Source organism: Microbacterium sp. NPDC078814 (genome assembly GCF_040702645.1).
In the GTDB taxonomy this organism is placed as follows: Bacteria; Actinomycetota; Actinomycetes; order Actinomycetales; family Microbacteriaceae; genus Microbacterium.
Window position 1 is genome coordinate 38,714 of record NZ_JBFBLT010000007.1, and the last position, 24,841, is coordinate 63,554.

Sequence of the window (24,841 nt, forward strand, 5' to 3'; positions counted from 1 at the left end):
CGCGAGGGCCATCGGGATCGGGATGCCGAAGGCGGCGTCGACCAGCGCCGAGCCCGATCAGCCGCGACGCCCTGGCGCCTCGAAGAACCAAAACGATCAGTATCGATCCTTGCTAGTCGATTATCGATTGGCTACGGTCGGATCAGCCGCTCCCGCGGCGCCGCGCGCATCGGCCGTGCGGGAAGCGACAGTTCGGAGACGCGATGAAGCGTGTACTGGCAAGCCTGACCCTGGCGGCGGTGTTCGGATCCGCCCTCGCTGCGGCGGTCCCGTCGGCGGCTGCGGCCGCGGACGACGACGCCCTCTACCTCGCGCCGGGAGGTGACGACGCGGCAGCCGGCACGATCGACGACCCCCTCGCGACGCTGGAAGGCGCCCGCGACCGGATCCGCGCGCTGAAGGCGGATTCCGCGCTCCCGGACGACGGCCTCACGGTGTACCTCCGGGAGGGCACGTACCCCCGCTCGGCGTCGTTCGAGATCGGCGCGCAGGACTCGGGCACTGCCGACGCCCCCATCACCTACCGCTCGTACCCGGGGGAGACCGCCACCCTCACCGGCGGTCGCGAGCTGCCGCGCGACCAGTTCGCCGCGGTCGACGACGCGGCGGTGACCGACCGCATCATCGACCCAGCTGCCCGCGACCGTGTCGTCGGGATCGACCTCGCCGACCTCGGCATCACCGACTACGGCCAGCTCAGCCGCCACGGCTACTGGAAGGCCAACGACGTCAGCACCACCCCGCCCATGGAGCTGTTCATCGACGGCCAGGGCATGACCCTCGCGCGCTGGCCCAACGCCGACGCGGCCACCCCGACCGTGCAGATGGGTGACATCATCGACGCCGGGCCGGACCGCAACGACGCCGACCTGCAGGAGCGCGGCGGCACGTTCAGCTACGGCTACGACCGTCCGAAGCACTGGACCCAGGCCGAGGACGTGTGGCTGGACGGCATCTTCGGCTACAGCTGGGAGTGGTCGTACAACAAGATCGAGAGCATCGACACCGAGGCGAAGACCATCACCCTCCGCTACGGCGAGATGTCCGGGATCATGAAGAGCTGGTTCCCCGACTTCCACTTCGCGCAGAACCTGCTGGAGGAGCTCGACGCCCCCGGCGAGTACTACATCGACCGCGACGCCGGGACGCTGTACCTCATCCCGAACGCGGCCTTCACGTCCGGCCGCGGCGCCGTGACGGTCACGACGCTCGACGAGCCGATGCTGCGCGCCGACGGGGCCTCTTACGTGAACTTCGACGACCTCGTGATGGAGTACGGACGCGCGACGGCCGCGGTCATCCTCGGCGGCTCGCACGTGACGATCTCGCACAGCGACATCCGCAACTTCACCGACGGCGGCGTGCTCATCAACTCGCCAGGGCGCTACACGTACGACGGCATCCCGGTGAACCGCGGCGGCCGCGACCACGCCGTCACCGACAGCCGGCTCACGCACGTCGGCGGCGTCGGCGTGGTGCTCCAGGGCGGTGACAAGACGACGCTCGAGCCCGGCCGCAACCGGGTCGAGAACTCCGAGATCGCCGACTTCGCGTACTACCACAAGGCCTACAACCCCGGCGTGATGTTCGACGGCGTCGGCAACATCGCCAGGGACAACGAGATCCACGACGCCCCACATCCCGGGATCATCGTGCACGGCAACGACCACCTGTTCGAACGCAACGAGGTGTACGACGTCTGCAAGCAGTTCCACGACCTCGGTGCGATCTACATGAACTCCGGCAAGACCCCGCAGCAGCGCGGTCACGTGTTCCGGGAGAACTACTTCCACGACATCGGCGTCGGCATGGCGGGCGTCGAGGGCATCTACGCCGACAACTTCACGTGGGACCTCACGATCGAGAAGAACGTGTTCGTGAACATGGGCAACGGTGCGATCAAGAGCGGCTCGGCCGACTACATCGAGGCGCGCAACAACGTCTTCGTCGACGCCTACGCCCCGTACGACAACTATGAGCAGTGGATGGGCAACCAGGAGGGCAACGTTGTCGACCGCGACTACATGCCGGCCTGGGAGAAGGTGTTCGCCGACAACAACGACTTCGTCGGCACGCCGTATCTGACGAAGTACCCCGAGCTCGCGCACTTCTTCGAGGACGACCACTACTTCCCGAACCACAGCACGTTCGCGGAGAACGTCGTGTGGAACCCGAACCGGGCCCGGATGGCCGGCGTCAACGAGCACGGCGCGAAGGACGGGAAGAACCTCCTGAACTACGAGGACAACTGGGTGGCCGACGCCGACCCCGGCTTCGTGGACGCCGCGAACGGCGACTACACGCTGAAGGCGGACGCCGCGGTGTTCGACCAGATCCCGGGCTTCGAGGCCATCGCCTTCGGCGAGATCGGCGTCGACGGCGCGATCGGGCAGACGCAGCAGCCGCAGACCATCCCGCTCGAGGACATCGCGTTCGACAGCGACACGCTCACGATCGACGCGGGCGACGAGGTGCGCGTGCGCGCCGTGCCGCTGCCCTGGAACGCCGGCGACGCCGCGGTGACCTACGCCTCGGCCGACCCCGCCGTCGCCTCCGTCAACGACAAGGGCGTGGTGCTCGGCATGGGCCCCGGTACGACCACGGTGACGGCGACGGCGAAAGCCGATGCCAGCAAGACCGCGACCATCGAGGTGATCGTCGAGGAGGGCGACGGCGTGCTGCACTTCACCGACTTCGAGTCGGGGGCGAACGGCTGGCCGACCGACCCCAACCGCAGCATCCAGGTGGATGCGTCGGGCGACAAGGTGTACCGCATCCTCAAGGGCGCCAACAGCATCCTGCCGCGGGACTTCACGGAGTTCGTGCTCGACTTCGACGTCACGGCGCCGGCCACGACCCCCGCCAACGCGGGACTCATCGTCTACGACCGCAACGGCAAGGGCGGCGGCTACATCCGCTTCCGCCAGGCCGCGGCCGGGCCGACCTGGACGATCTTCGACGACGCCTGGAAGGTCGTCGCCGAGAAGGTCGTGCCGGCGGCACAGGGCCTGACCCCCGGCGAGACCTCGCACGTCCGTATCGCGGTGCAGGACGGGCAGATCCGGATCTCCGTCAACGGGGCGATCGCGCTGGAAGGCGCCGACCCCGGCCCCGGCAAGGCCGGTCGGGTCGGGTTCTACGTGGAGAACTACGCCTCGCTCGACTTCGACGACATCGGGTTCTCGCTCTCCGGCGTGCCGGTCACGGGCGTGAGCCTGGACGCCGACGCCGTGGGGCTGACCGTGGGGGAGCGGCGGTCCGTCGCGGCCACGGTCGCCCCGGAGGACGCCAGCGACGCCCGGGTCACCTGGACGACCGACGCTCCGGAGGTCGCCACGGTCTCCGGGGGACGGATCGCGGGAGTGACGGCGGGCACGGCGACGATCACCGCGACCTCGGTCGCCGATCCGAGCCTCAGCGACACGGTCACCGTGACCGTGGACGACGCCGAGTACCCGACCACCCGCCTGGACGGTCAGCTGAAGGACGGGGCGAACTGGAGTGAGTCCGACCTCATCGCGGTGGACGACACGGGTGTCGTGATCAGCGGTCAGGGCGTCCACGGCTACGAGGCCGAGCGCTTCGGCGACACCCTGCTGCAGTTCGAGGCGGAGTTCGGCGCCTTCGACGGAGGCTGGTATGGCTTCCAGGCGCGCTCCGACCAGACCGGCCTCCCGGCCTGGCAGAACTCCAACACCGGATACCTCGCGGTGATCAAGGAGGACGTGATCGAGTTCCAGAGCTGGACCCCGGGGCAGACCATGCTCGACAGCATCCCCAACACGGTCATCGAGCCCGGCTCCACACACCGCATCGAGTTCGGGGCCGTCGCCGAGGACGGCGGCACCCGCATCGTGCTCCGGGTCGACGACGTGACCGTGTGGAACATGGTCGACGCCAGGGAGAACCTCCGCATCGGTGCGGACGGCTTCTTCAACGTCTACCACTACGGCAAGACGAACACCCTGGCCGTGCGGCCGACACCCCCTCCCGCGACGGTGACCGGCATCTGCTGGGCGCCCGAAGCCGACCCGAAGACCCGCTACGTGCGCGGCGAGGAAATCGACGTGACCGGCATGCTGCTGGGCGTGGACTGGAGCGACGGATCCCGCACCACCCAGCAGGTGACGGCGGACATGGTCAGCGGCTTCGACAGCAGCAAGGTGCGCCCGCACCACACGCTCACCGTGACGTACGCTGGCGCGAGCGTCGAGCTCCCGATCTCGGTGCGACCGAAGCTCAAGAACGACGAACAGGACGTGCCACGATGCGGGTGACCTTCATCGGAGACTCGATCACCGACGCGGGGCGCGATCGCTCCGACCCGGAGTCCTTCGGGGACGGCTATGTGTCGCTCCTCGCCCCCGAGCTGCAGGCCGCGGGGGCCACGGTCCGCAACCTCGGGATCGCGGGGGACCGCGCCCGCGACCTGGCCGCGCGGTGGGACGCGGAGCTGCTGCCCACGGCGCCGGAGCTGCTGACCGTGTACGTCGGCGTGAACGACATGTGGCGACGGTTCGACAGCGACGACCCGACCTCGGCCGAGGACTTCGCCGCCACGCTCGGCGACCTCCTCGGCCGCGCGGTGGCCGCGCACGCCCCGCGGCTGATCCTCATGGAGCCGTACTTCCTCCCGGTGACGGAGGAGCAGCGCACGTGGCTCGACGACCTCGACGGGAAGCGGGCGGCGGTGCGGGCTCTCGCCGCGGAGCACGGGGCGGCGTTCGTGCCCCTGCACGAGGTGTTCACGGCGGCGGCGGAGCAGTATCCGGTCGTCGAGCTCGCGCCGGACGGGGTGCACCCGACACCCCGCGGATCCGCCCTCATCGCGGATGCCTGGCGCACGGCCGCGTCCATTAGCGATAGTCGATAATGGACGTAGACTGATGGTCATGACGGATGCTCTCGGCACGGCCGGACTGCAGCGCGGACTGCTGTCGGATCAGATCTACGCGCTCATCAAGGCGATGATCAAGGACTCGACGCTGGCTCCGGGCGAGCAGCTCGTGGAGTCGCAGCTCGCCCGGCAGATGCAGGTGAGCCAGGCGCCCGTGCGCGACGCCCTCAAGCGGCTCGCCCACGAGGGTCTCGTGTCGCATGTGCGGCATCAGGGCAACTTCGTCGCGAGCTACTCCGCGGAGGAGGCGGCGCAGGCCAAGGTCGCCCGCGTCGAGCTGGAGGGGCTCGCCGGTCGGCTGGCCTGCGGGGCGCTCGACCCTGCTCGCCGCGCCGAGCTCGTCGGCCTCATCGCGCAGATGCATGAGGCGGCTGAGGCGGAAGACCTCGCCCGGTTCCGCGAGCTCGACTTCACCTTCCACCGTGCGGTGATCGAGGCCAGCGGCAACGTGTACCTCCCCCGCATGTGGGACCTCCTGGAGCCTAGCCTGCGCGTCATGCACGTGCTCGGCGACCCCACCTTCACGGGGGACTGGCACGAGGTCGCGGACTGGCACAAGGGCCTGCTCGACACCCTGGACGCCGGCGACGAAGAGGCCGCGTCCGCCCTCTTCCGCGCCCACGCCGCCGGCACCCTCCTCGACTGACCCCCGCGCGAGGTCGGAGTTTCGCACCGAGGTCGCACGGCTGACCGGAGTCCCTGCGGCACGGTGAGGATCTGCGACGGGGGTGCGGAAGTGTCCCCGGGGTGGGAGTCCCTGCGCGAGGTCGGAGTTTCGCACCGAGGTCGCATCCATCACCGGAATCCCTGCGACCTCGGTGCGAAACTGCGACGGGGGTTACGCGGTGAAGGGGGAGAGGCGGTCGGCGGTGCCGGACCAGAATGCTCGAGCCTCGGCCGGGGAGAGGGGAGGGAGAGCCTGCCGGGTCGCGGCGAGCACCTCCGCGTAGGTCGTGGTCCGCGTGGACATCGGCCAGTCACTGCCGTACATCAGCCGTTCCGCGCCGAAGAGGGCGAACGCGGAGCGCAGCAGCTCTCGCGACTCCTCCGCCCCGCGCGCCGCGAGGTCGAGCCCGGAGACCTTCGCCGACACCCCCGGAGCCGACGCGGCCTCGGCGAGAGCGGAGAGCCATGCGCCATCGGCCGTCCTGGCGCCGAGGCCGAGGTGGCAGACGACGATCGCGGTGTCGGGGTGCCGTCGGGAGAGGGCGGCCGCGGCGGGCAGCTGGTCCGGACGGATGAGGAGTTCGAGGGTGCGGGCGGTCGCGCCCAGGTGGTCGGCGAGGGCGTCGAGGCCGTCCACATCGGACAGGTCAGTTGCGAACTGCGGCACCGCGGCGCGCACGCCGACCACGGCGGGAGAGAATGCGACCGCCGTGGCGCCGGCGGCTCGTCCCGGCGCGGGGGTGTACTGCAGCACCACGCGCCGCAGGAACGGGTCGCGGGCGGCGGTCGCGGTCAGCCACTCCGCCTCCGCCACCGAGTCCGCCGCCTGCACGGCGATGGCGGAGGAGACGCCGGCGTCGGTCAGCTCCCGTCCGAGCCGAGCGGCCGCGGCCTGCCGGGGGAGCCCGAGGTCGTCGCGGAACCACGGGATCGGCACGGCGTCCGCATCCCAGACGTGCACATGGGCGTCGACGATCCGCACGTCAGCTCCCGGGCCGCGCGGTCATGCAGCCTCCGCGTCGAGGGCGTCCCACAGCGCGGCGGGCAGCACGGCGTCGAGGCCGTCCACGAACGCGTCCACCTCGGCGGGGGTGCGCGCCCCGACGACCACCGCATCCGCACCCTGCCGCAGCGGGAACTGCACCGCGGCATCCGCGAGGCGCACGCCGTACGCGGCGCACACGGCCTGCAGGCGCTGTGCCCGCTCCCGGAGCTCCGGGGGTGCCGGCTTGTATTCGAAGAAGGGGGAGCCGACCGGGTCGACGAGGATGCCGGAGTTGAACACCGCGGCCGCGAGCACCCCGATGCCGCGGGCCGCCGCGGTCGGCAGCAACCGGTCCAGGGCGGTGCGGTCGAGCAGCGTGAGCCGACCGGCCTCCATCACCACGTCGAGCGGCGCCTCGGCGACGTAGCGCTCCAGAGGGTCGAGCCGTCCCAGGCCCACGCTGATCGCGCGCACGACCCCTTCGTCGCGCAGTTCGACGAGGGCCGGAAGCGCCGTCGCGAACGCCGCCTCCACGTCCAGGGGGTCGTGTAGGTGCAGCACGTCCACGCGATCGACACCCATCCGGGCGAGGCTGCCGTCGAGGCTCCTCCGCACGCCGTCCCTGCTGAGGTCGACGACGGAGTCGTGTCCGCTCGCGGCGCCCGCGACGGGGCGGCCGTCCGCATCGACCAGCACCCGGCCGACCTTCGTCGCGATCACGTAGTCGTCCCGCGGCACGCCGCGCAGGGCGAGGCCGAGCTTCCGCTCGCTCTCGCCCGAGCCGTACAGCGGTGCGGTGTCGAAGAAACGGACGTCGCGGGCGAGCGCCGCCTGCACCGTCGCCACCGCGTCGCCGTCGGGCACAGGGGCGAAGAGGTTGCCGATCGGCGCGCACCCGAGTCCGACGTCGTCGCGGGCGGCGACCTCGGGATTCAGCGGACGGAGCTCTGGACGGAACGCCATGCCTCGTACTCCTCGCGGCTGTCGGGGGTCAACGGGTAGTAGTCGCTCAGGCGCGCGCCCTCGTCGAGACGGCGGCGGCTGAACACCTCCCACTCCTCATGATCGCGCGCGTCGTCCACGACCCGCGGCGCCATGGCCTGCGGCACCACGACCGGGCCGTCGTCGTCTGCCACCACGAGGTCGCCGGGCATGCACAGCGCGCCGCCCACCGCGACCGGCACGTCGTAGGCCCACGGCACGAGCTCCGACTGCGAGGCGTAGTGCGGGGTCGTGCCCGTCGACCACACCGGGATCCCGAGCTCGCGGATGCGGCCGGCGTCGCGGATGCGGCCGTCCACGACGATCCCCGCGCCCCCCTTGCGTGCGAAGTAGCGCGCCAGGATGTCGCCGATGCACCCGGAGAACCGGCTGCCGTAGGCCTGGATCACCAGCACGTCGCCCGGCTGCACGGCTTCGAGCACGTGCCACAGGGCGGTGTGCCGCTCGGCGTACTCCTGGCCGTCGCCCGAGGCCATGTCCTCGCGCTGCGGCATGAACTGCAGGGTCAGCGCCGAACCGACGACGCGCTGGCCGAGGCTCAGCGGCTCCGGTCCGTCGATGTAGCTGCGGCGGATCCCGAGTCCGTGCAGCTTGGCGCACGCGGTGGCGGAGGAGATCGCGTCGAAGGACTCGACCACCTCGCGCGAGGGCCGCTGGTAGGCCCCACCCCGCACGGGCAGGGCGAAGTCGGGTCGGATCAGATCGGCGCTCATGCGTCTCCTTCAGGGAACAGGTGGCGCGGCGATCCGGTCGCACGCGCGATGGTCAGGTCGAGGTCGGCGGTGTGCGCCGGGGGCAGGGTCACCACGAGGTCGTCGTCCACGTCTAACGTCGTGGTGACGGTCGGGGCGTCCGGGGCCGTGTAGGTGCCCGAGGCGCCGGGCCAGAAGCCGGGCTCCTCGCCGGTCGCCGTGACCCGCACGATCCGGTCCAGGCCGAAGCGCCCCCCGCGCAGCCGCACGGTGCGGGTGTGCACGGCGGAGGTGTTCACGAGCTGCACGCCGATGCCGTCGTCGTCGAGACGGTGCACGAGCGCGGCGACGTCCTCCGGGAGTCCGGGCCGCGCGCGGTCGACGTCCTCGTAGCGGAGCGCCGTGAAACCGAGCCCGCCGTTGTAGAGCACCTGCGGCGCCCCGCCGACGAGCTGGGTCAGCACCTCCGTCACCACCGGGTTCACGCGCTGCCAGAAGTGCAGGTGCGCGGCGTCGGGGTCGCGGTCGTCGGCGAGCATCATCGCGGCACGACGTGCCACCTGGCCGAGCGCCATCTCCAGCGCCCGCACCGGATAATCGGGCAGGCCGCCCGAGAGATACGCGAACCAGCCGGCCTCGTGACCCGCCTCCTCCTTGTCGCGGAACGGCGCGACGAGGTCGGCGGAGGAGGGGAGGCCGGCGATCGCCGTCTCCAGCCGCTCCCGGTCGGACGGCCGCCGCGACCACCACCACAGCCACAGGGGGAGGTCGAGCTGCAGCGGACCGTAGTCGAACCAGCCGTCCGCGCCGTGGCGGTAGGGGACCAGCAGAGCGGGCTCGGTGGCGGCCGCTCCGAGCCGGGCCATCCACCCGCCGCGCAGGCTGTACGCGGACTCCGCGACGCTGCCCGTGCGCGCCTCGGCGAGCACGGTGTCGAGCATGGTGCGCACGAGGTCGAGGGCGCCGTCGTCGCCCGTGACGAGCGCGTGGTTCAGGGCACCGATCAGGGCGCTCATGCCGACGGAGTGCAGCCCGTGCGGCCAGGCCCAGCCGTAGTGCCCGCCCCACCAGCGGCCGTCGTGGAGGGAGCCGACGGTGCCGTCCGGGCCGACGTTGTCGGGGAGCAGCCCGCCGCCCGCGCGCGCACGCCAGCCGTCGACGTACCGGCGGATCCAGGCGGCCGCCTCCTCGTCGCCGTCGTAGAGCCAGCGGTTCGCGGCGAGGGAGGTCGCGGCGAGGTTCACGGCGATGTCGCCCGCCGCGCGGCGCTGCATCTCCTCCGCCATCCGCTGGGCGTGGGCGGGGTCGGCGAGGTCGTCCCAGGAGGCGATGCCGTCCAGGCCGTGCAGCGGCAGACCGTAAGGGCGCATCTCGTCCCGGTCGGCGGTGTACGGCACGATCTTCTCGTCGAGACCCTCGCGCGCACCCAGAGCGCCGTTGTGCGGCGAGCGGATCATGTTGCGCTCGGCGTCGTAGTTGCCCTGTGCGGGGTCGGTGAAGAGGGCCGCGAACCGGGCGGCGCGCGCGGCGAACGCGGGGTCGGCCGGGTCGGCGGCGCAGATGCCGGCGAGGAACAGCAGCGACTCGCCCTGATGGAACCAGTCGTAGCCGTTGTCGTACTCCTCGGTGAGCATGCCCGCCTCGGCGAGCTGCACGGTCACGCCCTCCCAGTGCCGCTTGGCGTCGGCGAGCACCTCGTCGGAGCCACCGAGCAGGTAGAACGCGGGCCAGTTGAAGAAGGGCTCGTACAGGTCGTCCACGCCGTCGCGGTCGATGAACTCCGCGACGCCGCGGAGGCGGCCGTCCGGCAGCGTGTAGCGGTCGCGGAAGAGGCGGCGGGCCTCCTCGACCTCGGCGAAGAGCCGGCGCTGCAGCACGGCCCAGGCCGGGATCACACGCAGCGGACGGGTGAGCGGGGTCTCCGGCACGGTCATCCCTTCGTCGCTCCGGCGACCAGGCCGCCGATGATGTGGCGCTGCATCACGATGAAGAACACCATCGCGGGCAGCACGGCCAGCAGGAGGGTCGGGAACACTTGCGTGTAGTCGGTCGAGAACTGTCCGACCGCCGCGTAGACACCGGTGGTGACCGTGTAGATCCCCGAGCTCGGCCCGAGGATGATCTGCGGACTCACGAAGTCGTTCCACACGCCGATCGAGTTGAGCACCACGACCGTCGCGACGACGGGCTTCATGATCGGGAAGATGCACGCCCAGAACGCGCGGATGGGCCCGGCGCCGTCCAGTGACGCCGCCTCGTCGATGTCACGCGGCACGCTGCGGAGGTAGGCCGTGAACAGGAAGATCGTCACCGGCAGGGTCGCCGCCGTCTCGAAGAGGATGAACCCGGGGATCGTGTTGATGAGTCCGAGCACCCGCAGCACGAAGACCACGGGGATCAGCGTCACCTGACCGGGGATGAAGAGCCCGGAGACGAAGAGGAGCAGCAGTCCCAGGTGCCACTTCGACCGCCCGCGGGCGATGACGTAGGCGACGGGCGCGGCGAGGGCGATGCAGCACAGGTTCACGAGCACGACGAACAGCAGTGTGATGCCGTACGCGGCGATCACGTTGAACTTGCTGCTCGTGATCGCGGCCCACAGGTAGTCGAACGTGAACATCTGCGGCGTGATCAGCAGCGGGTTCTCGATGATGTCGGCCTGCGGTTTGAACGCGTTGATCAGCATCGTGTACATCGGGATCAGCATCGTGATCGCGACGACGCCGAGGACGATCCACCGGATCGTGCTGACGGCGAGGGCCGGGCGGTTGCGGGTCTGCTTCATCAGTCGGTCGCCTTCTGCTCGGCGCGGCGTCGCACCAGCGTGACGGCGAGGCCGACGACCGCGGTGACGATGAGGAGGATCATGGACTGCGCGGCGCCGAAGCCGAGGGCCGAGTTCGCGAAGGAGTCCTTGAGGATCTGGTACACGATGGTCTGCGTCGAGCCGGCAGGTCCGCCGTCGGTGAGCGACAGCACCACGTCGTACGCCTTGAGGAGCCCGACGAGGGTGAGCACGAGGTTCACGGTGAAGACCGGCGCGATGAGAGGCAGCGTGATGGACCGGAACTGCTGCCACCGCGAGGCGCCGTCCACGGTCGCCGCCTCGTAGTACTCCGCGGGGACGGACTTGATGCCGGCGAGGAACAGGATCATGTTGAAGCCGAAGTGCGACCACACGATCGTGAAGATCACGCTCGCCTTGGCGAAGGTCGGGTCCGTGAGGAACGGCATCGCCGGGAGGCCGAGCGTGCTGAGCAGACCGTTGACGGCGCCGGTGGGGGAGAGCATCGCCGACCAGAGGAAGCCGATGATGAGGGCGCTGATCACGTACGGGTAGAAGAAGATCGTGCGCAGGATCGTGTTCGAGCGGCCGGGCCCGGAGATGAGGGCGGCGATCGCGAGGCCGATGGCGTTGCAGAGGATCGTGCCCACCACCGCGATGATGCCCGTGAAGATCGCGGCCTGCGTCGAGCGCGGGCTGCGGAACGCCTTGATGTAGTTGTCCCAGCCGATGAAGTTGAAGTTGAGGCTGTACCCGTTCCAGTCGGTGAAGCTGAGCACCGCCGCGAGGATCATCGGGATGACGAACATCGCGAGGAAGACCGCGACGGCCGGGCCGCCCATGAGGATGCCGGGGATCCGGTTCCGCCACTGCTGCAGCGCCGTGCGGCGGCGCGGGGCGGGGGGCGAGCTCATCGGCGTCGATGGTCCTGTCGGGGTGGCGGCGGCGGCCGGAGGCGGCGCGGTCGTGGTGGGCGGAGTCATGGCGGCACTCTCGTTCTCGGTGGCGCGTTCAGGGGGAGGCGCTGGGGCAGCGCCGGGACGGCGCCCGGGACGGTTGTCGCGTCCCGGGCGCCGCGAGGGTCAACCGGCGTTGGCGGCGAACCAGTCGTCCATGGCCTGCAGCACCTGGTCGGCGGGTGCGCCGCCGAGCAGGGCCTGGGTCTGGGTGTTGATCTCGCCGGAGTAGCCGTCCGGGAGCGTGCGCTCGCCGTAGCCGCCGCCGGTGGGCGTGTAGGCCTCGGCCGGGGTGTCGGCCACGATCTGCAGCAGCTCCTCGCCGAGCGGCGTCATGTCGTACTCGTAGCCGTCGCGGAAGTTGCCGTCGACCGCGAGCTGGTCGCTCACCGCGGTCTGGTCGGTGGTGAGGAACTCGATGAGCTTCGCCGCCGCGTCCTGGTTCTTGCTCGCCTTGAGGATCGAGTACGGGCTGGCGATGTTGGCGCCCATCGCGGGCTGCTCGTCGGCGCTCATGGCGGGGGCGCGGAAGACGCCGATGTCCGCGGAGTCCGCGGCCTTCGCCTGCGTGCCGGCGAACCAGCTGCCCATCGAGTACACCGCCGTCTTGCCCGAGAGGAAGGCCTGCTCGGCGTCCGGGTACTTGATGCCCAGGGCGTCGCCGGGGATGTAGCCCTCGGACACCCAGTCCGCGTAGGTCTCGACCGCATCGCCGTAGGTCTCGCTGAAGGTGACGTCGCCTGCCGAGATGTCCTGGAACCACTCCGGGTCCTCGGCGATGATGGTCGGCAGTCCGAGCGCCTGCAGGGTGTGGCTCGTCATCCAGTCGCCGCCGGTCTGGACCGGGGTCCACCCGGCGTCCTTGAGCTTGCCGAGGGCCTCGGTGAGCTCGTCGACCGTCGTCGGCACCTCCGTGATCCCGGCCTCCTCGAAGGCGGTCTTGTTGTAGAAGAAGAGGCTCTGCAGCTGCACGCCGATGCCGGCCATGTAGTTCTTGCCGTCGATCGAGTACTGGTCGGCGAGCGGACCGGACGACGCCCACTCGTACTGCGAGAGGTCGACGAGCTCGGGGGCGAGCTTGGTGGTGGGGGCGATGGACTGCACGACGTCGGGAGCGTCACCGGCGGCCAGCAGGCGCGGCACGGCGGCTTCGACGCCCTCCGCACCCGGGTTCTGGATGACGACGTCGATGTTCGGGTTGGCGTCCTCGAACGGCGCGACGAGGTCATTCCAGAACTCCTCGGTCAGGTTCGGGGTGACGTTCACGAGCATGCGCACGGTGACGTCGCCGCCGGCGTCACCGCCGTCGTCGCCGGCGGTGGTCGAGCAGCCGGCGATGGCGAGGGCGGACACCGCCGCGATGCCGGCGAGGGGGAGGACTCGGGCCTTGATCATCGTTGATCCTTTCCTGATGCATGAGGGAGGGCCGCTCGCGACATTACACTAATCGATAATCGTTTGTGAAGAGTGGGCAGCATCGAACCCGCTCGGACCGCATTCCGGTCTGCGGTCTCCGAGCGGGGCGCGCGGCGCGGTCAGCCGGCGGCGCGGCGGGCGCGGTACGCCGCCACGGCGTTGCGATTGGCGCAGCTCGTCGAGCAGTAGCGCTTGGAGCGGTTGCGGGAGAGGTCGAGGGCGATCGCCTGGCATGTCCCGTCTTCGCAGACGGTGAGGCGAGAGCCCTCGTCCGTGCGGATGACGTCGATCAGGGCCATCGCGGTCTCCACGAGCACCCGTTCGGCGAGCGGGCGTTCGTCGGCGAGCCCGTGCAGGTGCCAGTCCAGCTCGTCGTGGCGCACGAGCCGCGGGGTCAGGCGCACCTCGGCGAGAGCGGCGTTGACGTGTGCGGCCATCTCGTCGCGCGGAGCGAGCAGCATGGCGCGGAGGCGCGACCGCAGAGCGCGGAGGTCGTCGAGCTCCACCGTGTCCCCGTCGACCCGTCCCGTGTACGGGAACACCCGAAGGAAGGCCTTCTCGTCGTCGATGTCGACCAGGGTGTCCGGGTCCTCCGCCGAGTTCGCGAGCCAGACCGCCGCGCGCAGCGCATCCTCTGTGTCATCGGTGAAAACCATGTTGACAGCTTACTCCCGCCGGCGTAGCGTCATCCCTCATGAGCACGGTGGCTGATGACACTCCGCGCACCCGGACCGGGGTGCGCCTCGGCCTGCCGCTCGCTGTCGCCGCCGCCTTCGCGTTCGGCTCCTCCGGGGCGTGGGCGCGCGGACTCATCGATGCGGGGTGGACGCCGGGGGCCGCCGTCACGGTGCGGGTCTGGGTCGCGGCGCTCGTGCTGCTCGTCCCCACGGTCCTCGCGCTCCGTGGGCGGTGGCGTGCTCTCCGGCAGAACGCGGGGATGGTCGCCGCCTACGGCCTCCTCGCGGTCGCGGCCACCCAGCTCTGCTACTTCCAGGCCGTCGCGGTGATGGACGTCGGGATCGCGCTGCTCATCGAGTACACCGCCCCGGTCGCGGTGCTCCTCTGGCTGTGGATGCGCCGGGGTGAGCGTCCCACGCGGCGCAGCATCCTCGGTGCGGGCATCGCCTTCGTCGGGCTCGTCCTCATGCTCGACATCGTCACCGGGGCGCAGGTGGACGTGGTCGGTGTCCTCTGGGCGCTCGGGGCGATGGTGGGTGCCGCGAGCTACTTCGTGCTGTCCGCGCGGGCGGACACCGGGATCCCGCCGATCGCCCTCGCGGGCAGTGGGCTGCTGCTCGGTGCCGTGGGTCTGAGCCTCGCCGCGCTCATCGGCGTGCTGCCGTTCGCGTGGACGACGGCCGACGTCGAGTACCGGTTCGGCGCGGTGCCGTGGTTCGTGCCGGTCCTCGCGATCGGCGTGATCGCCACGGCCCTCGCGTACGTGCTCGGCATCGTCTCGACACGGATGCTCGGCTCCCGGTTGGCCTCGTTCGTCGCGCTCGCCGAGGTCGTGGCGGCCCTGCTCTTCGGCTGGCTCCTGCTCGGGCAGCTCCCCGGCCCGCTGCAGGCCCTCGGGGGCGTGCTCGTGCTCGCCGGCGTGGTCGTGGTCAAGCTCGGCGAGCCCCGCCCCGCCCCCTGAGCCCACTCGCGCGCACAATTTCGGAGATCGGAGCCGACACGCCGGCCTCCCGCCCCACGGTGCGGCGTGTCCCGGGCGAGCTCCGAAGCTGTGCCCGGATGAGGAAGGGGGCCGGGGGAGGCTATGTATACGAATGGACCGCTCGCGCCCGAGAAGTCGACCGAGTGGGGCTGTTTATGTATACACTGGCGGAATGGTCCTCCCTGTCGAGCGCACGTCCATGGGCGATCGCGCCTATGCGGCGCTCCTCGACGGCATCCAGTCCGGGGAGCTGCCGGCCGGGTACGTGCTCGGCGAGGTGGAGCAGGCCGAGCGCCTCGGTGTGAGCCGGACGCCGCTGCGGGAGGCTCTGCGTCGCCTGGCCGCCGACGGTCTGGTCGTGCAGCAGTCGCCTCGCGTCACCGTGGTCGCCGACCTCGACGCCGACGACATCCGGTCCCTGTTCGAGATCCGTCGCGCGCTGGAGGAGACCTCCGCCCGGCTGGCGGCCGTCCGGGGTGACGCCGACCGGTTCGCCGCGCTCGCCGCGGAGTTCGCGCACGTGGACCTCACCAGGGCGGAGGGCCGCGATGCCTACTACGCCCTGATCGCGCGATTCGATGCGGCCCTCGACGACGCCGTCGCCAACGACTACATCGCTGCGGCGCTGCGCACGGTCCGCACCCACCTCGTCCGCGTGCGGCGCATGGCGCGGGACAAGCCCGCCCGGCTCGCCGCCTCCGCCGCCGAGCACCGCACGATCGCCGAGGCGCTCGCCGCCCGCGACGGCGACCTCGCCGCCCATGCCACGCACGTGCACCTGCACAACGCGCTCACCGGCATCCTCGACTCCCTCCCCGACAGCGAAGGACACTCATGACCGTCACCCACCACGTCCGCGTGCACGCCAGCTCCGAGAATCTCGTCCGCGAGGATCAGCTCGCGTGGAAGATCGCCGAGGTCGCGGTCGACCAGGTCGAGGTCGAGCAGCCCGTCGTCGACATGATCATCAACCGCATCATCGACAACGCCGCCGTCGCCGCCGCCTCTCTCACCCGCGCGCCGATCGTCGCAGCCCGCGCGCAGGCGTTCAGCCACCCCGTCTCGACGGGCGGGGCCGGCGCCAACCTGTTCGGAACGCCGCTCGACCGCCGCACCAGCCCGGAGTGGGCGGCCTGGGCGAACGGCGTGGCCGTGCGCGAGCTCGACTACCACGACACGTTCCTCGCCGCCGAGTACTCGCACCCGGGCGACAACATCCCGCCGATCCTCGCGGTCGCGCAGCACACCGGCAAGGACGGGCGCGCGCTCGTGCGCGGCATCGCCACCGGCTACGAGATCCAGATGGACCTCGTGCGCGCGATCTGCCTGCACAAGCACAAGATCGATCACGTCGCGCACCTCGGCCCGTCCGCCGCCGCCGGTATCGGCACCCTCCTCGGCCTCGACGTCGAGACGATCTACCAGGCGGTCGGCCAGGCGCTGCACACCACGACCGCCACGCGTCAGAGCCGCAAGGGCGAGATCTCCACCTGGAAGGCGCACGCCCCGGCCTTCGCCGGGAAGATGGCCGTCGAGGCGGTCGACCGCGCGATGCGCGGACAGACGAGCCCGGCGCCGATCTACGAAGGCGAGGACGGCGTGATCGCCTGGATGCTCGACGGGAAGGACGCGGCCTACGAAGTGCCGCTGCCCGCCGCCGGCGAGGCCAAGCGCGCGATCCTCGACTCGTACACGAAGGAGCACTCCGCGGAGTACCAGGCGCAGGCGTGGATCGACCTCGCCCGCAAGCTCGGCACCGCGAACCCGGCCCTCCGCGACCCCGCGAACATCGCGTCGATCGTGCTGCACACCAGCCACCACACGCACTACGTGATCGGCTCGGGCGCGAACGACCCGCAGAAGTACGACCCGACGGCCTCCCGCGAGACGCTCGACCACTCCATCCCGTACATCTTCGCGGTGGCGCTGCAGGACGGCGGCTGGCACCACGTCGACTCCTACACGCCGGAGCGCGCAGGCCGCGCCGACACCGTCGCGCTGTGGCACAAGATCACCACGGCCGAGGACGCGGAGTGGACCCGCCGCTACCACTCGGGGGACCCGGACGAGAAGGCCTTCGGCGGTCGCGTCGAGATCCGCCTCACCGACGGCTCGACCGTGGTCGACGAGATCGCCGTCGCCGACGCCCACCCCCTCGGCGCGCGCCCGTTCGCGCGGGAGAACTACATCGCCAAGTTCCGCCTGCTCGCGGAGCCCGTGCTCGAGCCCGCCGAGATCGAGCGGTTCCTCGAGCTCGTGCAGCGCCTGCCCGAGCTCACGGCCGCCGAGGTCGCCGAGCTCTCGATCGTCGCGAAGCCGGGTCTGCTCGACGACGCCGACGCCCCGACGGGCCTGTTCTGATGCTGTACTCCACCACGACGCCCGCCGAGAAGCGGCGCCTGTTCCGGGAGCGGCTCGCCTCGGGGGAGCTGCTGCGGTTCCCCGGCGCGTTCAACCCGCTGAGCGCCCGACTGATCGAGCAGAAGGGGTTCGAGGGTGTCTACATCTCGGGCGCCGTGCTCTCCGCCGACCTCGGCCTGCCCGACATCGGCCTCACCACGCTCACCGAGGTCGCCGGGCGGGCGAAGCAGATCGCCCGCATGACCGACCTCCCCGCGATCGTCGACGCCGACACCGGCTTCGGTGAGCCGATGAACGTCGCCCGCACGATCCAGGAGCTCGAGGACGCCGGCCTCGCGGGAACGCACATCGAGGACCAGGTCAACCCCAAGCGCTGCGGCCACCTCGACGGCAAGGCCGTGGTGGACGAGGACACCGCGATCAAGCGGATCCGCGCGGCCGCCGACGCCCGCCGCGACGAGAACTTCCTGATCATGGCGCGTACCGACATCCGTGCGGTCGAGGGGCTGGACGCGGCGATCGACCGGGCCAAGGCGCTCGTCGACGCGGGGGCGGACGCGATCTTCCCCGAGGCGATGCGCACGATCGGCGAGTTCGAGGCCATGGCCGCGGCGCTGGACGTGCCGATCCTCGCGAACATGACCGAGTTCGGCAAGAGCGAGCTGTTCTCCGTCGACGCTCTCCGTGATGCGGGGGTGCGCATGGTCATCTGGCCGGTGTCGCTGCTGCGGATCGCGATGGGGGCGGCGGGCCGTGCGCTCGATACGCTGAACGACGAGGGGCACCTGACCTCGAAGCTCGGGGAGATGCAGCACCGCGCCGACCTCTACCAGCTGATCGACTACGAGTCGTACAACCGTTTCGACTCCGGCGTCTTCAACTTCACACTCGACAACACCGGTCGCTGAGCGCAGCGAAGCGGACACACGACGCGGTTGCTGAGCGAGGAGCGCAGCGACGAGTCGACGTACACGAAGGAGTGACCATGACCGAGCCGGACATCAAGAAGGGCCTCGCGGGGGTCGTCGTCGACACGACGGCGATCTCGAAGGTCAACCCCGAGACGAACAGCCTGCTCTACCGCGGCTATCCCGTGCAGGAGCTCGCGGACACGCAGTCCTTCGAGGCCGTGGCGTACCTGCTGTGGAACGGCGAGCTGCCGACGGGCGACGAGCTCGCCGCGTTCCGGCTGGAGGAGCGGAAGCACCGCGCCCTGGCCGACAACGTGAAGGCCGCCATCGACCTCGTGCCGCTCGAGGCGCACCCGATGGACGAGGTGCGCACCGCCGTGAGCCTGATCGGCGCATCCGACCCCGAGGCTGGCGGTTCCGTGCTCGACGCCGGTGGCAGCCCCGAGCAGAACCTGGCGCGCAGCATCCGCCTGTTCGCCGCGCTGCCGGCCATCGTCGCCTACGGCCAGCGTCGCCGTCGCGGCCAGGAGCTTATCGCTCCGCGCGACGACCTCGACTACTCGGCGAACTTCCTCTGGATGACCTTCGGGGAGGAGGCCGACGATGTCGTGGTCGACGCGTTCAACCGGTCGATGATCCTCTACGCCGAGCACTCCTTCAACGCCTCGACCTTCACCGCCCGGGTCATCACCTCGACCCTCAGCGACATCTACTCGGCGGTCGTCGGCGCCATCGGCGCGCTCAAGGGCCCGCTGCACGGCGGGGCGAACGAGGCGGTGCTGCACATCTTCAAGGAGATCGGCTCGGCGGACGCCGTCGAGGCCTGGCTCGACAAGGCCCTCGCGGAGAAGCGCAAGATCATGGGCTTCGGGCACCGCGTCTACAAGAACGGCGACTCCCGCGTGCCGACGATGAAGGCCGCGCTGGACACCCTGGTCGCGCACTACGGTCGGGAGGACGTCGCCGCGCTGTACGACGCGCTGGAGTCGCAGTTCGTCGAGCGCAAGGGGATCCACCCGAACCTCGACTACCCGTCCGGTCCCGCATACAGCCTCATCGGCTTCGACACGCTCACCTTCACGCCGCTGTTCGTCGCGGCGCGGGTGACGGGGTGGACGGCCCACGTCATCGAGCAGGCCGGCGCGAACGCCCTGATCCGCCCGCTGTCGCACTACGACGGCCCGGACGAGCGGCATGTCGCCCGCTGACCCCGTTCCGTTCGAATCGCCTGAATGGCTCCATTCTCGCCCGGGATGGAGCCATTCGCGCGATTCGAAGCGGTAGCGTGCCGACGGCCCCGGGTCAAGCGGATGCGGCGGATTTCCGGGAGGAGTAAGCCGGATCCGGGACGAAAGCGTGTCCCGCGAGAAGGAGGCCCCCATGTCCGCGTCCGACGTCACCGTCAAGGAGGTCCGGTCACTCGTCCCCGCGCGCATGGACCGGCTCCCCTGGTCGCGCTTCCACTGGATGATCGTCGTCGGACTCGGGTTCTCCTGGATCCTCGACGGCCTCGAGGTGCAGATCGTCGCGGCCAACGGGTACGCGCAGACGCTGGGGATGGGCCCGGCCGAGGTCGGCCTCGCCGGCACCTGCTACCTGCTGGGCCAGGTGTTCGGCGCCCTCGTGTTCGGCCGTCTCGCCGACCGCCTCGGCCGCAAGAACCTCTTCCTGCTCTCGCTCGGGGTGTACCTCGTCGGGTCGGCCGTCGCGGGCCTCGCGTTCGCCCCCTGGTTCTTCTACATCTGGCGCTTCGTCGCCGGGGCGGGCATCGGCGGCGAGTACGCGGCCATCAACTCGGCCATCGACGAGATCATCCCCGCGAAGTACCGCGGCCGGGTCGACATCGCCATCAACGGCACCTACTGGGGCGGTGCGGCCCTCGGCGCCATCGCCAACATGTTCTTCCTCAACACCGACATCCTGCCCGCCGACATCGGCTGGCGGCTGAGCTTCTTCGTCGGCCCGATCCTCGGCCTCCTCATCATCTGGCTGCGGCGGCACATCCCGGAGAGCCCGCGCTGGCAGATGACGCACGGCCGCGAGGAGGAGGCGGAACGCAACGTCGACGAGATCGAGGAGCGCATCCGCAAGGAGGGCAAGACGATCGAGCCCGTCGACGAGAGCAAGGCCATCACGGTCAAGGAATACGGCAGCGTCCCGTTCCTCGTGATCGCGAAGGTGCTGTTCAAGAAGTACCCCCGGCGCACGCTCGTCGGCATCACGATGATGGTCACGCAGTCCTTCCTCTACAACGCGATCTTCTTCACGTACGCGCTCGTGCTGGAGAACTTCTACGACACCCCGCCGGCATCCGCGTCGCAGTACTTCATCGTGTTCGCAGTGGGCAACCTCGCCGGCGCGCTCATCCTCGGCCACTTCTTCGACACGTGGGGTCGTCGGCGGATGCTGTTCGGCACCTACGTGCTCGCGGGACTGATCCTGCTCGTCAGCGCCTTCCTCTTCAACGCGGGCGTGCTGAACGCGGGCACGCACACGGCGTTCTGGTGTGCATCGTTCTTCTTCGCCTCGGCCGGGGCCTCCGCCGCGTATCTGACGGTGAGCGAGATCTTCCCGCTCGAACTGCGCAGCCAGGTGATCTCCTACGTCTTCTCGATCGGGCAGCTCGTCGGCGCCGTCGCCCCGGTGCTCTACGGCGCGCTGATCGGTGCGAGCGCGGAGTCCGGCGACCGCGGTCCGCTGTTCTGGGGCTACGTGCTCGGTGCGGCCATCATGATGTTCGGCGGTGTCGTGTGCGGCGTCTTCGGCGTCAGTGCCGCCGGGAAGTCGCTGGAGGACATCGCCGATCCGCTCTCGCTCGTGGAACCGGCGAAGAAGGGTGTCACCCCGGGCGCGGAGTCCGGCTCCTGAGGGGCGGCGCTAGCGGGCGAGCCAGTTCCGCAGGGAGCGCGTGACGAACGGCAGCACCCAGTACGTCATGATCGGCGTGAGCACGAGGGTGGTGATGAGCACGCGGAGCCACAGCGGCACGGCGTCCCATCCCGGTACCGGGCTCATGGCGTAGGTGAACGCGAGGTTCACGGGGAAGAAGCCGAGCCAGATCGAGACGGCCTGCTTCCACCGCGGCGGCGCGGGAGCGACGGTCACGGTGCTGGTCGTGCCGTCCGGATCGACGACGGGGATGGATCCCGTGGACGGCTCGTCGAACCAGCCCTCGATGCCGGAGCGGCGCTTGGACCGCTCGCTGCGGACGAAGCCCTGGCCCATCGACAGCCACCACGCGCGTTCGCCGGACTGCTCCCACGCGGTGAGCGCGTCCTCGCTCGCGAAGCGGTAGAGCATGTGCCAGACCTGGGAGTCCTCGCCGGCACGGACCCAGCCGGAGCCGAGGAATCCCGGGTACTTCGTCGCGAGGTTCACCCCGGTCTGCACCCACGCGGTGGCCTCGGCGATGCGCTCCGGGTCGACCTCGCGACGGATGGAGACGGTGACGGGTTCGGAGACGGGCGCGGATGCGGACATGGTGCGGTCCTCGGGGGTGAGCGGCGTCGGGGTGCGGACGCGGGGTGGCGGCGCCAGGGTCGCGGCGCCTGGTCGATTCTAGTTCCCGTTCGAGTCGCGCGATTGGCTGTAAATCCGGGCCGGATGCCGCCATTCGCGCGATTCGAACGCGGGGTCACCGCCCCAGCGCCGACGCCACACGGCGGATCAGTTCCTCCTGTCTGTGGAGGAGGGGTGCGGTGACCTCGATCACCGTCCACCCGGCAGCCCGCAGCGCCGCGACCCGCTCGATATCCCGTGCCCACTGCGCGCCGTGCACCATGCCGTGGTACTCCGCCGCGACGCGTTCGGCCTCCCAGACCATGTCGACGCAGGCCAGGAAGCGACCTCGGTCGTCGAACACGTCCACGTTGAGTTGAGGCTCCGGGATCCCGGCCGCGACCAGGAGGCACCGCAGCCGGCTCTCCCGCGGCGACCACGAGTCCTCCCGCACGAGCTCGACCGCCTCCCGCAACCGTGCCGCCCCGCGCCTCCGCCCTGCCGCCAGCATCTCCCGCAGTTCGTCGATTGTCGCCCACGGCTGCCTCCCGAGGTCCGGCCGCCCGACACCCGGTCTCCAGCGCCGGCAGAAGTAGTCGCCGAGGGCCACGAGGTCCACCAGCGGCAGCGTGCCGAGGGAGACCCAGGTCGCGGCGGGGGAGGTCACCCGGAGGCCGTCCCGATAGCGGATCGAGGTGAGGCTGGACAGCGTGCGGTGCCCGGTCACGCCGCGGGCGCGGGGGAACGGGATCCCGCCGGACGCGCTGACGTGGAGGGCGAGGTCGTCCGCCGTCGCGATGCCTCCGTGATCGTCGAAGGCGAGCGGCAGGGGGCCTCCCCAGATCGACACGGCGGTCTCGTGACTGAAGAAGTGTCCCGTGTGCAGGATCGGGGCGTAGGACTGTGCTCGTGCCACCCGCGCGTGCCGCTGCCGCTCGTACGGGTCTGCGATGTCGATCCCGGGAGCCGGGCGGGGGTGCACGCGGACCCCGTGGAACGGAGCCTCGAGGTCGGATCCGCGCAGCCGTCCGCGACTCACGCCGTGCAGTCGCGCCGTCCGGACCGCGAAGTCCGCCCCGAAGCGGGCCGGAAGCTGCTGTCGTCGTCCCATGCCCCCACGCTCCCACCCCCGCGGTCGGGGCGGGGTCGGTCTCCACAGCCCCGGTTCGAATCGCGCACTGTGCTCTATCCCCGGCCGAAATGGAGCAAAGCAAGCGATTCGAAGGAAGAGAAGACCCCCGCCGACCCGATTCGGCGGGGGTCTCGGGAGCGAGAGTGCTCACCGTGTGCACGGGAGACGCGACTACCCGATCCGGTCTGAGTCTGTGCCGTGCATCTGCAGTTGTAATCGGCCTGGATGTCCGGCGGGTGAACGGCCGGAGAACGGGCGACGGCGGCATCCGAACGCGGGGCGCCGCAAGATACAAGGACGTCCTCGTATTTTCACGGTCGTCGGAGTAAACTCGCCGATGTGCCAAAGAGGGCACGGAGGGATGTCGCACAATGACCCGTACTATCCCGCACTTCGTGGGCGGAACGCATGTCACCCCGGAAGACGGCCGCTTCGCCGACGTCTTCGACCCGAGCACCGGAGCCGTGCAGGCCCGGGTGCCGCTCGCGTCCGCGGAGGAGGTGCGCCGCGTCATCGGGAACGCGGAGCAGGCACAGGCCGCGTGGGCGGCGACCAACCCGCAGAAGCGCGCCCGCGTCCTCCTGCGGTTCCTCGACCTCGTGCAGCAGGAGATGACCTCCCTCGCCGAACTCCTCGCGAGCGAGCACGGCAAGACCGTCGACGACGCCAAGGGCGACATCCAGCGGGGTCTCGAGGTCATCGAGTTCTCCGCCGGAGCCCCGCATCTGCTCAAGGGCGAGTACTCCACCGGGGCCGGGGCCGGCATCGACGTGTACTCGATGCGGCAGCCGCTCGGGGTCGTCGCCGCTATCACGCCCTTCAACTTCCCCGCCATGATCCCGCTGTGGAAGGCCGGGCCCGCGCTCGCCGCCGGCAACGCCGTGGTGCTCAAGCCCAGCGAGCGCGACCCCTCGGTGCCGGTGCGCCTCGCCGAGCTCTTCCTCGAAGCGGGGTTGCCGGCCGGCGTCCTCAACGTGGTGCACGGCGACAAGGAGGCGGTGGACACGCTGCTCACCGACGACCGGATCCGCGCGGTCGGTTTCGTCGGCTCCACGCCCATCGCCGAGTACATCTACGCCACCGCGGCCGCCCACGGCAAGCGCGCGCAGTGCTTCGGCGGCGCGAAGAACCACATGATCGTGATGCCGGACGCCGACCTCGACCAGGCCGTCGACGCGCTCATCGGCGCCGGCTACGGCTCCGCAGGGGAGCGGTGCATGGCCATCTCCGTCGCCGTGCCGGTCGGCGAGGAGACCGCGGACGCGCTTGCCGCCAAGCTCACCGAACGCGTCGCTCAGCTGCGGGTCGGACCGTCCCTCGCGGCGGACGTCGACTACGGCCCCCTGGTCACCCGCGCAGCGGTCGAGCGGGTGGAGGGCTACATCCAGCAGGGGATCGACGAGGGCGCGACGCTGCTCGCCGACGGCCGCGGCTTCACGGTCGACGGGCACGAGGAGGGCTTCTACCTCGGACCGACCCTGTTCGATCACGTGACGACCGACATGGCGATCTACCGCGAGGAGATCTTCGGCCCGGTGCTCGTGATCGCCCGCGCCGCCGACTACGAGGAGGCGCTGCGCATGGCCTCCGAGCACGAGTACGGCAACGGCGTCGCCATCTTCACGCGCGACGGTGACGCCGCCCGCGACTTCGCCGCACGCGTGGAGGTCGGGATGGTGGGCGTGAACGTTCCCATCCCGGTGCCGATCGCCTACTACACGTTCGGCGGCTGGAAGCGCAGCGGTTTCGGCGACCTCAATCAGCACGGCGCCGACGCCTTCCGCTTCTACACGAAGACCAAGACCGTGACGAGCCGCTGGCCGTCGGGGATACGCGAGGGCGCCAGCTTCGTCATCCCCACGATGCACTAAGGACACGCG

At 70.5% G+C, this 24,841-nt stretch carries 20 protein-coding genes; 10 read left to right on the top strand and 10 right to left on the bottom strand.

Going from position 1 to position 24,841, the window contains the following annotated elements; genetic code table 11:
* The first annotated feature begins 203 nt into the window (after positions 1 to 203).
* From AB0300_RS14385 to AB0300_RS14395, 3 genes are read left to right on the top strand one after another with little or no spacing between them, the layout of a single operon-like run.
* Positions 204 to 4,277: an Ig-like domain-containing protein gene (locus AB0300_RS14385; RefSeq protein ID WP_366216253.1), complete on the top strand. Its 4,074-nt coding sequence runs from the start codon at positions 204 to 206 to the stop codon at positions 4,275 to 4,277.
* Positions 4,268 to 4,873, top strand: coding sequence for an SGNH/GDSL hydrolase family protein (locus AB0300_RS14390; protein WP_366216254.1), 606 nt, complete (start codon positions 4,268 to 4,270; stop codon positions 4,871 to 4,873). The genes AB0300_RS14385 and AB0300_RS14390 overlap by 10 nt, the downstream gene beginning before the upstream one ends.
* A gap of 19 nt (positions 4,874 to 4,892) precedes the next feature.
* Positions 4,893 to 5,543, top strand: a complete 651-nt coding sequence (locus tag AB0300_RS14395; protein WP_249520923.1) for a GntR family transcriptional regulator — start codon at positions 4,893 to 4,895, stop codon at positions 5,541 to 5,543.
* Between the two features lie 192 nt (positions 5,544 to 5,735).
* Here the strand turns inward: AB0300_RS14395 and AB0300_RS14400 are convergent, their stop codons facing one another.
* The 8 genes from AB0300_RS14400 to AB0300_RS14435 all read right to left on the bottom strand — a co-directional run bounded on the left by AB0300_RS14400 (position 5,736) and on the right by AB0300_RS14435 (position 14,055).
* A complete protein-coding gene (locus AB0300_RS14400; RefSeq protein WP_366216255.1) occupies positions 5,736 to 6,545 on the bottom strand; it encodes an amidohydrolase family protein in 810 nt (269 codons plus the stop codon).
* A 21-nt stretch (positions 6,546 to 6,566) separates the two neighbouring features.
* On the bottom strand, positions 6,567 to 7,511 hold the full coding sequence (locus AB0300_RS14405; RefSeq protein ID WP_025105398.1) for an aldo/keto reductase: 945 nt from the start codon (positions 7,509 to 7,511) through the stop codon (positions 6,567 to 6,569).
* Complete coding sequence (locus AB0300_RS14410; RefSeq protein WP_025105399.1) at positions 7,481 to 8,263, bottom strand: dimethylmenaquinone methyltransferase; 783 nt, start codon at positions 8,261 to 8,263, stop codon at positions 7,481 to 7,483. The genes AB0300_RS14405 and AB0300_RS14410 overlap by 31 nt, the downstream gene beginning before the upstream one ends.
* The gene (locus AB0300_RS14415; RefSeq protein ID WP_366216256.1) at positions 8,260 to 10,176 is read right to left on the bottom strand and encodes a hypothetical protein; all 1,917 of its coding nucleotides are present in this window, start codon (positions 10,174 to 10,176) and stop codon (positions 8,260 to 8,262) included. The genes AB0300_RS14410 and AB0300_RS14415 overlap by 4 nt, the downstream gene beginning before the upstream one ends.
* On the bottom strand, positions 10,173 to 11,027 hold the full coding sequence (locus AB0300_RS14420) for a carbohydrate ABC transporter permease (RefSeq protein WP_017204137.1): 855 nt from the start codon (positions 11,025 to 11,027) through the stop codon (positions 10,173 to 10,175). The genes AB0300_RS14415 and AB0300_RS14420 overlap by 4 nt, the downstream gene beginning before the upstream one ends.
* Complete coding sequence (locus tag AB0300_RS14425; protein ID WP_231919661.1) at positions 11,027 to 12,010, bottom strand: sugar ABC transporter permease; 984 nt, start codon at positions 12,008 to 12,010, stop codon at positions 11,027 to 11,029. Before AB0300_RS14425 ends, AB0300_RS14420 begins: the two co-directional genes overlap by 1 nt.
* Positions 12,011 to 12,109: 99 nt before the next feature.
* Entirely contained in the window at positions 12,110 to 13,378 is a 1,269-nt protein-coding gene (locus AB0300_RS14430; RefSeq protein ID WP_025105402.1) for an ABC transporter substrate-binding protein, read from the bottom strand.
* A 140-nt stretch (positions 13,379 to 13,518) separates the two neighbouring features.
* Positions 13,519 to 14,055, bottom strand: coding sequence for a CGNR zinc finger domain-containing protein (locus AB0300_RS14435; protein ID WP_126894137.1), 537 nt, complete (start codon positions 14,053 to 14,055; stop codon positions 13,519 to 13,521).
* A 38-nt stretch (positions 14,056 to 14,093) separates the two neighbouring features.
* On the opposite strand from AB0300_RS14435, the gene AB0300_RS14440 reads away from it, so the two are divergent.
* The 6 genes from AB0300_RS14440 (at position 14,094) to AB0300_RS14465 (ending at position 21,199) form a co-directional block, all read left to right on the top strand.
* A complete protein-coding gene (locus tag AB0300_RS14440; protein WP_366216257.1) occupies positions 14,094 to 15,038 on the top strand; it encodes an EamA family transporter in 945 nt (314 codons plus the stop codon).
* Between the two features lie 193 nt (positions 15,039 to 15,231).
* Positions 15,232 to 15,897: a GntR family transcriptional regulator gene (locus tag AB0300_RS14445; RefSeq protein WP_025105405.1), complete on the top strand. Its 666-nt coding sequence runs from the start codon at positions 15,232 to 15,234 to the stop codon at positions 15,895 to 15,897.
* Positions 15,894 to 17,420 (top strand): MmgE/PrpD family protein, encoded by a 1,527-nt coding sequence (locus tag AB0300_RS14450; RefSeq protein WP_366216258.1) that lies wholly within the window; start codon positions 15,894 to 15,896, stop codon positions 17,418 to 17,420. Before AB0300_RS14445 ends, AB0300_RS14450 begins: the two co-directional genes overlap by 4 nt.
* The gene (prpB, locus tag AB0300_RS14455) at positions 17,420 to 18,328 is read left to right on the top strand and encodes a methylisocitrate lyase (protein WP_126894136.1); all 909 of its coding nucleotides are present in this window, start codon (positions 17,420 to 17,422) and stop codon (positions 18,326 to 18,328) included. Before AB0300_RS14450 ends, prpB begins: the two co-directional genes overlap by 1 nt.
* A 77-nt stretch (positions 18,329 to 18,405) precedes the next feature.
* On the top strand, positions 18,406 to 19,539 hold the full coding sequence (locus tag AB0300_RS14460; protein WP_025105408.1) for a bifunctional 2-methylcitrate synthase/citrate synthase: 1,134 nt from the start codon (positions 18,406 to 18,408) through the stop codon (positions 19,537 to 19,539).
* 172 nt (positions 19,540 to 19,711) lie between these two features.
* Positions 19,712 to 21,199 (top strand): MFS transporter, encoded by a 1,488-nt coding sequence (locus AB0300_RS14465; RefSeq protein ID WP_366216259.1) that lies wholly within the window; start codon positions 19,712 to 19,714, stop codon positions 21,197 to 21,199.
* A gap of 9 nt (positions 21,200 to 21,208) precedes the next feature.
* Here AB0300_RS14465 and AB0300_RS14470 read toward each other — a convergent pair whose 3' ends face one another.
* Both AB0300_RS14470 and AB0300_RS14475 read right to left on the bottom strand, forming a co-directional pair.
* Complete coding sequence (locus AB0300_RS14470; protein WP_062765537.1) at positions 21,209 to 21,811, bottom strand: antibiotic biosynthesis monooxygenase; 603 nt, start codon at positions 21,809 to 21,811, stop codon at positions 21,209 to 21,211.
* A gap of 154 nt (positions 21,812 to 21,965) precedes the next feature.
* On the bottom strand, positions 21,966 to 22,940 hold the full coding sequence (locus AB0300_RS14475; RefSeq protein ID WP_366216260.1) for a hypothetical protein: 975 nt from the start codon (positions 22,938 to 22,940) through the stop codon (positions 21,966 to 21,968).
* Between the two features lie 392 nt (positions 22,941 to 23,332).
* Between AB0300_RS14475 and AB0300_RS14480 the strand changes: the two genes are divergently transcribed.
* Entirely contained in the window at positions 23,333 to 24,832 is a 1,500-nt protein-coding gene (locus AB0300_RS14480) for a CoA-acylating methylmalonate-semialdehyde dehydrogenase (protein WP_366216261.1), read from the top strand.
* The last annotated feature ends 9 nt before the right edge of the window (positions 24,833 to 24,841 follow it).